A 12,995-nucleotide genomic window follows, 5' to 3' on the forward strand; every position below is an offset into this window, starting at 1 on the left:
TATTGAGATTTATTCGCCGTCAGTTCCGCAATACGCATAATCACCGAGACGGCTTTTTCCATCCCTTCGAGCGTAACAAATTCATGTTTACCGTGGAAATTATATCCGCCGGTAAAAATATTCGGACAAGGCAAACCGCGGAAAGAAAGTTGGGCGCCATCAGTGCCGCCGCGGATTGGCTTCATGACTGGCTCAATATCGCAATCTTTCATCGCCTGCTGCGCCAGCGCAATAATGTGCGGATGCTCGGCCACTTTGTCGCGCATATTGTAATAATGATCGTCGAGCGTCACTTCAATATAGCAGTCGCGGTGCAGGCCTTTGCCGACCACATGTGCGATATCGATAATTTTTTGCTTACGGGCTTCGAACTGCGTCTTGTCAAAGTCACGGATGATGTAATGCATTTCTGCGCGTTCAACATTGCCCTTGATGGTCGTCAGGTGATAAAAACCCTCGTAACCTTCAGTATGTTCAGGTGTTTCTTCCACCGGCAGTTCGTTGTGAAAACGGGTTGCCAGTGATAATGCATTTACCATCACCCCTTTGGCGCTGCCCGGGTGTACGTTGTTGCCGACAATTTTAATAGTGGCCGAGGCCGCGTTAAAGTTTTCAAACTCCAGTTCGCCCACGCCACCACCATCGACGGTGTAAGCCCACTGCGCGCCAAAGGCCGAAATATCAAAACTCTGCGCACCTTTGCCGATTTCTTCATCCGGCGTAAAGGCAATGCGTACCGGCCCGTGGGGAATATTGCTGTTTTTCAGCCGGACCATCGCGGTAATAATTTCAGCAATACCGGATTTATCATCAGACCCCAGCAACGTTTTGCCATCCGTAGTAATAATCGTATGGCCGAGAAGCTGGTGTAATACCGGGAACATCACCGGCGATAATATTTCATCGCCATTACCCAGCGCGATATCTCCGCCACGGTAATTTTCTACAATCTGTGGATTGACATGTTTCGCTGTGAAATCAGGTGCGGTATCCAGATGGGAAATAAAACCGATTACCGGCACATTCCAGGCGACATTGCCCGGCAAGGTGGCCATTACACAACCTTTATCACTGAGCGTAACCTGCGAAAAACCCAGTTCAGTCAGCTCATTACGCAAGGCCTGGGCCAGCCTGAGTTGCCCTTCAGTACTGGGCGTGTGCTTAACATTGGGCTTAGACTGAGTATCGAAAGAAACATAATGAAGAAAACGATCAAGCAACTTATTCATTGGGATATCCTCTGGCGGCTGGGTTTTATTATGCGCAGCATGAAAACCCTGAATATTGCGTCAGGTCATTTTTCACCAAGTTTAACGAGATATGTCTTTGGGGCAGGCGCAATTTTTTGGCGGGAACAGTAAAAAAAGCCTGGTGTTCACCAGGCCTGGTCTTTCTTAGTCAGGAACTTATGGACAAATTCCGGGACGATCTGGCTCGCCAGTCCGTAGTGCTTCATATCAAATTCACTTTCAACCTGACTCGGCTCAAGATTCAGCTCAACAGCACAGGCCCCTCCAATGCGCGCCTCATGAACAAATCCGGCAGCCGGATAAACGTGGCCTGACGTACCGATAGCGACAAAGAAATCGGCCTTAGCCAGTGCATCGTAAATTTCGTCCATACCAAAAGGCATTTCCCCAAACCAGACGATGTGCGGGCGCAGCGGTGCCGGAAACTGACAGCAATGGCAGCGGTCATCCACAGTCAGATCGCCTGGCCAGTCCAGCACCTGCCCTGACTGTGTACAACGCACTTTCAGTAATTCACCGTGCATGTGAATAACACGTGAACTGCCCGCGCGTTCGTGCAGGTTATCGATATTTTGTGTGACCAGCAGGAAGTTGTCGCCGAGTGCTTCTTCCAGCGTGGCCAGCGCGGAATGTGCGGCGTTAGGTTTGAGATCTTCAGCCTGCAACTGGCGGCGGCGCTCATTATAAAAACGCTGCACAAGTTCAGGATCACGGCGATAACCTTCCGGCGTCGCCACATCCTCGACACGGTGTTCTTCCCACAACCCGTCGGCAGCGCGGAAAGTACGAATGCCCGATTCGGCGGAAATCCCTGCGCCGGTCAGCACCACAACAAACGGTTTCTTCAGCGATGCAGCCGCCATCGAATCCCGGTGGAAGATATTTGACCGGAATCGCTGATGGCGAATACGCTTATTTTTGCGAAACCGACACAGACGATGACGTGTGCGCATGAAATGCTCCTTACTCTCTGTGTCTGATTAAAACTTCGTTTAAATAGATTACTGGCCGCCACTGAGTACGCGGGCAGGATCGATACGACTTGCACGGCGTGCCGGATACCAGCTTGCCAGCAGACTCAGTACCAGCGCAGTGAGCAGTACACCCGCCACATCCAGCCAGTGAACTTCAGAAGGCAGGAAGTCAATGAAGTAAATATCGCCCGACAGGAACTGATGACCGGTCAGTTTTTGCAACGCATTGACGATATTCGTCAGCTGTAAAGCTGCGATCACGCCGATCACCACCCCCGCCACGCTGCCCACCAGGCCTGCCAGTAAACCGTACCAGATGAAGACCGCGCGGATAAGGCCGTCTTTTGCACCCAAAGTGCGTAAAATTGCGATATCACTGCTTTTATCTTTTACTGCCATCACCAGCGTCGAGACGATATTAAAACAGGCAACGCCAATCACCAGCACCATCGCCATATACATGATAGCGCGCACCATCTGGATGTCCCGGTACATATAGCCATACGTCCCGATCCAGCTGCTGATATAAACGTAAGCCTGCGTCACTTTCCCGGCATCATGCACCAGTTTCTGGGCGGCAAAGACATCGTTCACTTTGATATCAATACCGGTCACGCTGCTGCCCATATCCTGATATTGCTGGGCATCGGCCAGAGGCACCATGCCAAGGCTGTGATCAAGTTGTCCGCTGAGCTGCAAAATACCAGCTACCTGCAGGCGAATACGTTTTGGCTGTAACAGCTTCATCTCCGGGTCGCTGTTCGGGATCATCACCGTCACCCAGTCGCCCTGTTTCACGCCCACGGCATCCGCCACGCCTTTGCCAAGGATCAGCTGCTGCTGACCGGCTTTAAAACTCTGCCAGGCATTATTCTGCACAAATTTCGGCGCAGCACTGACGCGCGGTTCACTCTGTGGGTCAACGCCTTTCAGCTGAATGGCACGCAGTTTGGCTCCGTGCTCAATCAGGCCGTTGAACTGGATATAGGGCGCTGCCGCCACTATTCCCGGCACTTTCTCCACACGATCCAGCACATCCTGCCAGTTGTTGAACGGCTGATTGACCGGGCGGATCTCGCCGTGCGGCACGACCGCCAGGACACGTTCTTTCAGCTCACGTTCAAAACCATTCATGGCACTGAGGCCGACGATCAGCACTGCCACACCCAGCGCAATGCCTAAGGTTGAAATCACCGAAATCAGCGACACCATGCCGCTGCGACGGCGGCCACGGCTAAACCGCAGACCAATCAATAATGAAAACGGGATGCCTGACATTACTTCGCTCCCAGCAACATCGAATCCTGTTGCAGCTTGCCGTCACGCATTTCCAACTGACGCGTCAGGCGGTTTGCAAGTTGCAGATCATGCGTCACCACCAGAAATGCTGTTCCCTGACGCATATTCAGTTCGCCGAGCAGTTCGAAAATGCTGTCGGCATTACGCTGATCAAGGTTACCGGTGGGTTCATCGGCCAACACCAGCGACGGATTATTCACCAGCGCACGGGCAATCGCCACGCGCTGGCGTTCACCGCCGGAAAGCTCGGAAGGACGGTGATTGCTACGATGTTGCAAACCCACCGCTTCGAGCATCGCCATCGCCCGCTCCTGAACTTCTGCGGGTTTCTTTTTGCCGATCAGCAGCGGCATCGCCACGTTTTCCAGCGCGGTGAAATCCGGCAGCAAATGGTGGAACTGATAGATGAAGCCCAGTTCACGGTTGCGCAATTCTGATTTCGCCGATGAAGACATGCCGTTCAGCGACTGACCTTTGAAAATCACTTCACCGGACGTCGGGGAATCCAGCCCGCCCAGCAAATGCAGTAACGTACTTTTGCCGGAACCGGACGTCCCGACAATCGCCATCATCTCACCTGGCTGCATGGCAAAACTTACGTCACGCAGCACATCGGTGTGCATTTTGCCTTCCTGATAAGTCTTACAGAGGTTTTCACACTGCAATAATAAAGAATTACTCATAACGTAAAGCCTCTGCGGGATGGGTGGCAGCAGCGCGCCAGGAAGGATAAAGCGTAGATAATAAAGCGATGACCATCGCGACGAGCGCAATGACCACTACCTGAACCGGTTCGATATCGACCGGCAGCGATGCGCCATCAAGCATCAGCCCGATAGCGGGCATAATCGTATTCAGCTGAGTGGCAAGCACCACACCCAGCACGGCCCCGAGCAATGCGCCAATCACACCTGCACTGGCACCCTGCACCATAAACAGCGCCATAATCTGGCGGCGGCTTAAGCCCTGCGTTTGCAAAATGGCTACTTCGGCTTGTTTCTCCATCACCAGCAGTCCCAGTGACGTAATAATATTAAACGCAGCGACGGCGACGATCAGGCTCAGCAGCAGCCCCATCATATTTTTCTCCATGCGCACCGCCTGGAACAATTCGCCGCGACGTTCCCGCCAGTCTTTCCAGCTGGCACCGTCAGGCAGTTTTTGCGTACTCAGACTGTCGACATCCAGTGGTTTGTCGAGGAACAAACGCCAGCCGGTCACGTTACCTTTCGGATACAGCATCAGCCGGGAGGCATCCTGAATATTGACCAGCATCTGGTAACCATCCACTTCGCTGTTGGCGGAGAAGGTGCCGATAACATTGAACAAGCGCTGGCTCGGGACGCGACCGACCGGTGTAAACTGGCTGACGCTGGTGACCATCAGACGTAACTGATCGCCGCGACGCACTTTTAACTGTTGCGCCAGTTGATCGCCAAGAATCACGTTGTATTTACCGGGTTGAAGTTCCTGCTGGGCAACCCCAATTAAGTATTTTGCCAGCGGATCTTTCTGGTCAGGATCCACACCGAGCATTACCCCCACCGCGACGCTGCCGGGACTTTGCAGCACGATATCACCGGTGGTCAGTGGCACAGCGCTATTAACGCTTTTCAGCGCCGAGACTTGTTCATGCGTGATTTTTTGAGGGTCGAGAGACCCTCCCGGCGTGGTGATTAACGCCTGTGGCATCAGACCCAGAATGTTACCTTCCAGATCTTTCTCAAAACCGTTCATCACTGACAGCACGGTCACTAACGCCATCACCCCGAGGGTAATGCCAATAGTGGATAACCAGGAGACAAACCGCCCGAAGCGGTCCGAAGCACGTCCGCGCATGTAGCGCAGACCGATAAATAACGCGACAGGTTGATACATAACATCCGTTTTAAATGCTTGGCCGCAAATAAGTGCGTGGCGCAGACTAAAGTGATCAAGGATAATAAAGGCTAGCACCGCTTTATGGAACCATTAACCCAAAGTAATCGGTTTAACTTTGTGACGCCGTTGACCCTTTTATACCGTCAACGGGTTGACCGCGATTACTTCTGCAAAGCAAGATACGGTCTGCTAATTGGCCTCCGACAGCCGCCAAAACGAGAACTCAAAACAGCCTATGTCTCAAGATTATCGTTATTCGTTGCCTGAACGTCCGGGCGACACCCGCCTGTTAGGCCAGCTTACGGGCTCCGCCTGTGCGCTGGAATGTGCACAAATCAGTGAACGCCATACAGGCCCGGTTCTGCTGATTGCCCCTGATATGCAAAATGCCCTGCGCCTGCGCGATGAAATTCAACAGTTTACTGATAACAAAGTCCTGAGTATTGCGGACTGGGAAACGCTGCCTTACGACAGTTTTTCACCACATCAGGAAATTATTTCTTCCCGTCTTTCCAGTTTGTATCAGCTTCCAGCTATGAAGCGCGGCATTATTATTTTGCCGGTGAATACGCTGATGCAGCGAGTCTGCCCGCACGAATTCCTGCACGGCCACGCACTGGTGATGAAGAAAGGTCAGCAGCTCTCCCGGGATAGACTGCGTGCACAGCTGGAACAGGCCGGTTATCGCAGTGTGGATCAGGTGATGGAGCACGGTGAATTTGCGACCCGTGGCGCCCTGCTTGATTTGTATCCGATGGGTAGCGAAGAACCCTATCGTATTGATTTTTTTGACGATGAAATCGACAGCCTGCGCATTTTTGATGTGGACAGTCAGCGCACGCTGACTGAAGTCGAACACATCAATCTGCTGCCTGCACACGAATTTCCAACCGATAAAAATGCCATCGAGTTGTTCCGCAGCCAGTGGCGCGAGAAATTTGAAGTGCGCCGCGATGCAGAACACGTTTATCAGCAGGTCAGCAAAGGAACCTTTCCTGCCGGCATCGAATACTGGCAACCGTTGTTTTTCAGCCAGCCGCTGACCACACTGTTTAGCTATTTACCGGAAAACACACTGGTGCTGAATACCGGCGATCTGGAAGCCGCTGCCGAGCGCTTCTGGCTGGACGCCTGCCAGCGTTACGAAAGCCGCCGCGTTGATCCGATGCGTCCGCTGCTTGAACCGGAAAACCTGTGGCTGCGCGTGGAGTCGCTTTATACCGAGCTTAAAGCCTGGCCACGTATTCAGTTGCGTACTGATTCACTGCCGAAAAAAGCTGCCAACACCAATCTGAGTTACGAAAAACTGCCCGATTTATCCGTTCAGCCCCAGAACAAAGCGCCGATGGATAATTTGCGGCGCTTCAATGAATCCTTTGCCGGCAGCCTGGTATTCTCCGTAGAAAGCGAAGGCCGCCGCGAAACGCTTCAGGATTTGCTGGCGCGCATCAAACTGATGCCAACGCTGATCACCCGCATTGAACAAGCCGAAACCGCCGGTCGTTACATCATGATTGGTGCCTCTGAACGCGGTTTTCTCGATGCCGGTAAACAGCTGGCACTGATCTGCGAAAGCGATTTGCTCGGTGAACGCGTGGCGCGCCGCCGTCAGGACAGCCGCCGGTCAATCAATACCGATACACTGATCCGTAACCTCGCCGAGCTGCGACCCGGCCAACCGGTGGTACACGTTGAGCATGGCGTGGGGCGTTATCTCGGGCTGACGACCCTGGAAACTGGCGGTATTACTGCCGAATACCTGATCCTGACCTACGCCGGTGAAGACAAACTTTATGTACCGGTGTCATCGCTGCATCTCATCAGCCGCTATGCCGGTGGCGCAGATGAGAGCGCGCCGCTGCATAAACTCGGTGGTGAAGCCTGGTCGAAAGCGCGGCAGAAAGCGGCGGAGAAAGTGCGCGACGTCGCCGCTGAACTGCTGGATATCTATGCCCAGCGCGAAGCCAAAAGTGGTTTCGCATTTAAACACGACAAAGAACAGTATCAGTTGTTCTGTCAGGCTTTCCCGTTTGAAACCACACCGGATCAGGCACAGGCCATTAATGCTGTACTGACTGACATGACCCAGCCGCTGGCGATGGACCGGCTGGTCTGCGGCGACGTCGGTTTCGGTAAAACCGAAGTGGCGATGCGCGCGGCTTTCCTTGCGGTATCCAACAATAAGCAGGTGGCTGTTCTGGTACCCACCACGCTGCTGGCACAACAGCACTTTGATAATTTCCGCGATCGTTTCGCCAGCTGGCCGGTGCGTATTGAAATGATGTCCCGTTTCCGCAGTGCGAAAGAGCAAAATGCGGTGTTGGAAGACGCAGTAGAAGGCAAAGTCGATATTATTATCGGTACGCACAAACTGCTGCAAAGTGACCTGCGCTGGAAAGATCTGGGGTTGTTAATTGTTGATGAAGAACACCGTTTCGGCGTGCGTCATAAAGAGCGCATCAAGGCGATGCGTGCCGACGTGGATATTCTGACCCTGACCGCAACGCCTATCCCGCGTACGCTGAACATGGCAATGAGTGGCATGCGCGACCTGTCGATTATCGCCACGCCGCCTGCGCGACGTATGGCGGTCAAAACCTTTGTGCGCGAATACGACAGCCTGGTGGTGCGCGAGGCAATCCTGCGTGAAATTCTGCGCGGCGGGCAGGTTTATTATCTTTACAACGATGTGGAGAATATCGAAAAAGCCTCGCAGCGGCTGGCGGAACTGGTCCCGGAAGCTCGCATTGCTATCGGTCACGGCCAGATGCGTGAACGCGACCTCGAACGTGTGATGAATGATTTCCACCATCAACGTTTCAACGTCCTGGTGTGTACCACTATCATCGAAACCGGTATTGATATCCCGACCGCCAATACTATTATTATTGAGCGTGCAGACCACTTTGGTCTGGCACAGCTGCATCAGCTGCGGGGTCGTGTGGGCCGCTCACACCATCAGGCGTATGCATATCTGCTGACGCCGCCGCCGAAAGCGATGTCGACGGACGCACATAAGCGTCTCGAAGCCATTGCCTCGCTGGAAGACCTGGGTGCCGGTTTTGCGCTGGCGACGCACGACCTTGAAATCCGCGGCGCAGGCGAACTGCTCGGTGAAGGCCAGAGTGGCCAGATGACCAGCATCGGTTTCTCGCTGTATATGGAGTTGCTGGAAAACGCTGTCGACGCGTTGAAAGAAGGCCGCGAGCCGTCGCTGGAGGATTTAACCACCAGCCAGACCGAAGTTGAAATGCGCATGCCTGCGTTGCTGCCGGAAGATTTCATTCCTGATGTGAATACGCGCCTGTCGTTATATAAACGTATCGCCAGTGCGAAAACAGAGGGAGAGCTGGATGAACTGCGCGTTGAGCTGATTGACCGTTTCGGCACCTTGCCGGACGGTGCGCGCAATCTGTTGCAGATTGCCGTACTGCGCCTGAAAGCCAAAGAGCTGGGCATCCGGCGCATTGAAGGTAATGAGCGCGGCGGATTCATTGAGTTTGGCGATAAGAACCGTGTCGATCCGGGCTTCCTGATTGGTCTGTTACAGAAACAACCGCAAGTTTATCGTCTGGACGGCCCGGCAAAACTGAAATTTATGTTAGATCTGACTGATCGTCCGAAACGGCTGAAGTTTGTCGGTGACATGCTGGGTGAGTTTACAGAACATCTGATCTGAAAATGAACAAGAGGAAGTCATGCAAAATGGCAGGTATTATTCTTCTCGCCGCGGGTACGGGGAGCCGGTTTATCGCCGCCGGTGGTGAAGGAAATAAACTGAATGCACGCCTGCAAAAGACAGCAGGAAACGTTGTCACTGTTTTTGAGGCAACGTTGCGTCAGGCGTGCGCGAGCCGGTTGCCGGTACATGTGGTCACCCGCCCTGAAAACCGGCCGGTTCAGACATGTTGTTTGTGTGAGGGAATACCGTTCACGCTCATCAGCAGCGCCGGCACCGGCGAATCCATAGCCGCGGGTGTGCATGCTACGGCGGGCTGGGACGGCTGGCTGATCCATCTGGCCGATATGCCTTTTGTCACCGCTGAAGTTTTCACCGCCGTGGCGGATCGCCTGCGCCAGGAGATGATCGTACGCCCGTACTGGCAAAATGAACCGGGGCATCCTGTCGGTTTTGCCCAGCCAATGCGTGAAAAACTTCGGCTCTTACGCGGTGACAACGGCGCACGTGAACTGCTCCGCAGCCATCGTATGTTGCGCCTGGATTTCAACCATCCTGCCGTAATCACAGATATTGATATTCCGGCGCAACTTTCCCCGCCCCTGTTTATTTCAAACCTAAATCAGCATGCAGCATCTTGATAATGAAGTTATTTCCCAGGCTATAACCTGGCTGGCACATCAGCCAGTATGGCTTTGCACCGTACTCAACACGTACGGTTCTTCTCCGCGCGCGCCGGGCGCTCTGATGGCGGCGACACGCGACGGGCATTTTTGCGGATCGCTTTCCGGCGGTTGTGTCGAAGAGAATTTTTTACAGCGTATTGCCGCGGGTGAATACCGGCAACCGAGCCAGATCGTGCACTATGGCGAAGGAGGACTGACGCCCGACATTGCGTTGCCGTGCGGCGGTTCGCTGGACGTGCTGGTCGAATATTTACCGGCGACTGCCGGTAATGCCGGTTATCTGCAACGTATGGGAATGGCACTTGCCGGGCATTATGCGCTCAGCAAATCCATCACGCCGCCTGCCGCCTGTGATCATCTGGCACCCGCTGAGTATTATCATGCGACGCAAATCAAGCGCGACGGCAATTGCATCACGCTGCATCTGGCAGCACCCCCAAGGTTATTGATCGCCGGTCTGTCGGGTGTGGCACTTTACTGCGCCGATTTTGCCTGCGCCCTGGGCTTTGAAGTCGTGGTCTGCGAATGCCGGGACGACGTGCTGGAAAATTTCTTACCGAGACTGAAATCAGATATCCGGCTGGAAAGACAGTTCCCGGCAAAATATCTCGAACAGCAAAACTGCCATGCGAATACTGCGATTGTGGCGCTGACCCACGATCCGCGAATGGATGACCTGACACTGATGGAAGCGGTGAATACACCCGCGTTTTACATCGGCGCGATGGGGTCGCAGCTCAACAGCGCACGACGCCGTGAGCGTCTGCAAAGCATCGCTGATTTCAGTGAGGAAGATTTTTCCCGCCTGCATGCGCCGGTAGGATTACACATCGGCAGCAAGACCCCTGCGGAAATTGCACTGGCGGTCATGGCGGATATCGTCAAACACAAAAATGGTCTGTAAGCGGTATAAAAAAAGCCTGAGGTTCGCCTCAGGCTTTCATTTCTCACCGCTACCGCGTGTTTATGAACGGGTAAGTTGCAGCTGACCGCTTTTATCCAGCGGAATTTGTGTGCCCGGATCGTGGTCCATACGCACTTTCCCTTGCTGATCGCCTATTTTATAGGTCACATCATAGCCGAGCATTTTATCTTCTTTGTCATACACGGTTTTACAGCGCTGCTGTTGCGTGGTGTAGGTGTCATTATCCTGCATGCTGCTCTGCACACGGTTACCCGCATAGCCACCACCCAGTGCACCGGCTACTGTCGCAACATCACGTCCGCGACCGCCACCAAACTGGTGACCCAATACGCCACCGGCTACAGCCCCGAGTACGGAACCGGCAATCTGGTGCTCATCCTGTACAGGACGGCGGTGAGTGACTGTCACATTACGACATTCCTGACGTGGGGTTTTTGTGGTCTCTTTGATTGGCGTTGCGCTGACAACCTGCGCATATTGCGGGCCAGACGAAAAGACGTTCATGCTCGCGACGCCAGCAATGCCCAACGCCGCAGCCACACCAATACCGACCCCAGCTAACATTGACTTGTTCACAGGACTTCCTCCGAAAATGTTACCACGCAATTCGTACCCTCCCGGGACGCTCCTCAGCGAACAGCCCTATCTCTGAGGTCCGGCGTGCGTGAATCGCCGTCTGTAAACTTATCGTCAAGTCTGCCCACCCAAACGTAAGCAAACAATAAGACGAACTCTGTAAGTGAGGAAAATGACCTGTCCCGTGAAGTGTTTCGGAGGATTCTTAGCTGACAACATAAAGAGGTCGTGATCGTATGCGTGTTGAGAAATGATTACGCAGCAAATAGAAAAGCCTGCGGTAAACAGGCTTTTTAGGTGTGTCACGATTTTGCTGCTATCCCTAAGAGGGATGACCGGAATCAGTGCAGTTTAAGACGCGGGCGGATTACCCGGTTAATACCACCGACCAGCATCATCAGACCGGTTTTAATGTAACCGTGCAACGCAATCTGATGCATGCGGTACAGCGAGATATAAACCAGCCTCGCCAGTCGGCCTTCGACCATCATGGAGCCTCGCATCAGATTACCCATCAGGCTGCCGACAGTGCTAAAGCGTGACAAAGACACCAGCGAGCCATGGTCTTTATAGACGTAAGGTTTCAGGCCCTGCCCCTTGCGCTGCGCCATAATATTGGCGAAGCAACGGGACGCCATCTGGTGTGCAGATTGCGCACGTGGTGGCACAAAACCCCCCGCAGGTTGCGGGCAGGAAGCACAGTCGCCAATCGCGTAGATGTTCGGGTCACGCGTGGTTTGCAACGTCGGCTCAACCACCAGCTGATTAATCCGGTTGGTTTCCAGGCCCGCGATCTCTTTCATGAAATCAGGGGCTTTAATCCCGGCGGCCCAGACCATCAGGTCTGCTTCGATGAACTCGCCGGACTTGGTGTTCAGGCCATTTTTATCAGCACTGGTGACCATCGTTTGTGTCAGAACCTGCACACCCAGTTTGGTCAGCTCATGGTGCGCCGCCGCAGAAATACGCGGAGGTAAGGCAGGCAGAATGCGTTCACCGGCTTCCACCAGCGTGACATTCAGCGCTTCGCTGTCCAGCCCTTCAAAACCATAGCTGTGCAGTTCTTTTACCGCATTGTGCAACTCGGCAGACAATTCAACGCCGGTTGCCCCGCCCCCCACAATGGTGATATTCACCTTCTTCTGTTTATCGGAACTGGCAGAGAATTTGAGGAAAAGGTTCAGCATTTCGTTATGGAAACGGTGTGCCTGATGCGGGTTATCCAGGAAGATGCAGTGATCTTTGACGCCCGGTGTACCAAAGTCATTAGAGGTGCTGCCCAGCGCCATCACCAGTGTGTCGTACGCGATATCACGCACCGGCACCAGTAATTCGCCGTTCTCGTCGCAAATTTCAGCCAGTTTGATGGTCTGGTTTTCGCGGTCAATGTTGGTCAGTGAACCGATCTGGAAAGTGAAACCATGGTTACGGGCATGAGCCAGATAGCTCAGCGCATCGACGCCATCGTCCAGACTGCCGGTCGCCACTTCATGTAATAAAGGTTTCCATAGATGGCTGTGGTTGCGATCGACCAGAATGATCTCCGCTTTTTTGTTGCGGCCAAGTTTATGGCCCAGACTGGTTGCCAGTTCCAGACCGCCGGCGCCACCGCCGATAATCACAATTTTTTTCACTGGTGATGTCAAAATGACCCCCTCAAATGTGAACCAATTGTTATATAAGAGTAAAAATATTATCCTTATATTACATAGGGTTGCTTAAGTT

The 12,995-nt window shown here is 53.5% G+C and carries 10 protein-coding genes; 3 read left to right on the forward strand and 7 right to left on the reverse strand.

The window, feature by feature from the left end; all coding sequences use genetic code 11:
• The 5 genes from pepT to lolC all read right to left on the reverse strand — a co-directional run.
• Window positions 1-1,229 (reverse strand): peptidase T (pepT, locus tag J1785_RS10475; protein ID WP_217219369.1); only part of this gene is annotated, 1,229 nt, incomplete at its 3' end.
• Between the two features lie 146 nt (window positions 1,230-1,375).
• Window positions 1,376-2,203 carry a Sir2 family NAD+-dependent deacetylase gene (cobB, locus tag J1785_RS10480; protein ID WP_129951812.1) on the reverse strand — a complete coding sequence of 276 codons (828 nt, stop codon included), beginning with the start codon at window positions 2,201-2,203 and terminating at the stop codon, window positions 1,376-1,378.
• Between the two features lie 48 nt (window positions 2,204-2,251).
• A complete protein-coding gene (gene lolE / locus J1785_RS10485) occupies window positions 2,252-3,502 on the reverse strand; it encodes a lipoprotein-releasing ABC transporter permease subunit LolE (protein ID WP_217219370.1) in 1,251 nt (416 codons plus the stop codon).
• A complete protein-coding gene (gene lolD, locus J1785_RS10490) occupies window positions 3,502-4,206 on the reverse strand; it encodes a lipoprotein-releasing ABC transporter ATP-binding protein LolD (protein WP_129951814.1) in 705 nt (234 codons plus the stop codon). The genes lolE and lolD overlap by 1 nt, the downstream gene beginning before the upstream one ends.
• Window positions 4,199-5,401 (reverse strand): lipoprotein-releasing ABC transporter permease subunit LolC, encoded by a 1,203-nt coding sequence (gene lolC / locus J1785_RS10495; RefSeq protein ID WP_217219371.1) that lies wholly within the window; start codon window positions 5,399-5,401, stop codon window positions 4,199-4,201. The genes lolD and lolC overlap by 8 nt, the downstream gene beginning before the upstream one ends.
• 238 nt (window positions 5,402-5,639) lie before the next feature.
• Between lolC and mfd the strand changes: the two genes are divergently transcribed.
• The 3 genes from mfd to J1785_RS10510 are packed head-to-tail and all read left to right on the forward strand — an operon-like array spanning window position 5,640 to window position 10,673.
• Entirely contained in the window at window positions 5,640-9,083 is a 3,444-nt protein-coding gene (gene mfd / locus J1785_RS10500; RefSeq protein ID WP_217219372.1) for a transcription-repair coupling factor, read from the forward strand.
• A 26-nt stretch (window positions 9,084-9,109) separates the two neighbouring features.
• Window positions 9,110-9,724: a nucleotidyltransferase family protein gene (locus J1785_RS10505; RefSeq protein WP_217219373.1), complete on the forward strand. Its 615-nt coding sequence runs from the start codon at window positions 9,110-9,112 to the stop codon at window positions 9,722-9,724.
• Window positions 9,711-10,673, forward strand: a complete 963-nt coding sequence (locus J1785_RS10510; protein ID WP_217219374.1) for an XdhC family protein — start codon at window positions 9,711-9,713, stop codon at window positions 10,671-10,673. The genes J1785_RS10505 and J1785_RS10510 overlap by 14 nt, the downstream gene beginning before the upstream one ends.
• 60 nt (window positions 10,674-10,733) lie before the next feature.
• Here J1785_RS10510 and J1785_RS10515 read toward each other — a convergent pair whose 3' ends face one another.
• Both J1785_RS10515 and J1785_RS10520 read right to left on the reverse strand, forming a co-directional pair.
• On the reverse strand, window positions 10,734-11,270 hold the full coding sequence (locus J1785_RS10515) for a glycine zipper 2TM domain-containing protein (RefSeq protein ID WP_129951819.1): 537 nt from the start codon (window positions 11,268-11,270) through the stop codon (window positions 10,734-10,736).
• Window positions 11,271-11,611: 341 nt separating this feature from the next.
• Window positions 11,612-12,916, reverse strand: coding sequence for an NAD(P)/FAD-dependent oxidoreductase (locus tag J1785_RS10520; protein WP_217157775.1), 1,305 nt, complete (start codon window positions 12,914-12,916; stop codon window positions 11,612-11,614).
• Window positions 12,917-12,995: the final 79 nt, after the last annotated feature.

It is taken from the genome of Rahnella perminowiae, from assembly GCF_019049755.1.
In the GTDB taxonomy this organism is placed as follows: Bacteria; Pseudomonadota; Gammaproteobacteria; order Enterobacterales; family Enterobacteriaceae; genus Rahnella; species Rahnella perminowiae.

Excerpts from the sequence above, each read along its gene's own strand:
- cobB (WP_129951812.1), bottom strand. The coding sequence starts at position 2,203 with ATGCGCACACGTCATCGTCTGTGTCGGTTTCGCAAAAATAAGCGTATT.
- lolE (WP_217219370.1), bottom strand. The coding sequence starts at position 3,502 with ATGTCAGGCATCCCGTTTTCATTATTGATTGGTCTGCGGTTTAGCCGT.
- lolD (WP_129951814.1), bottom strand. The coding sequence starts at position 4,206 with ATGAGTAATTCTTTATTATTGCAGTGTGAAAACCTCTGTAAGACTTAT.
- lolC (WP_217219371.1), bottom strand. The coding sequence starts at position 5,401 with ATGTATCAACCTGTCGCGTTATTTATCGGTCTGCGCTACATGCGCGGA.
- mfd (WP_217219372.1), top strand. The coding sequence starts at position 5,640 with ATGTCTCAAGATTATCGTTATTCGTTGCCTGAACGTCCGGGCGACACC.
- J1785_RS10505 (WP_217219373.1), top strand. The coding sequence starts at position 9,110 with ATGGCAGGTATTATTCTTCTCGCCGCGGGTACGGGGAGCCGGTTTATC.
- J1785_RS10510 (WP_217219374.1), top strand. The coding sequence starts at position 9,711 with ATGCAGCATCTTGATAATGAAGTTATTTCCCAGGCTATAACCTGGCTG.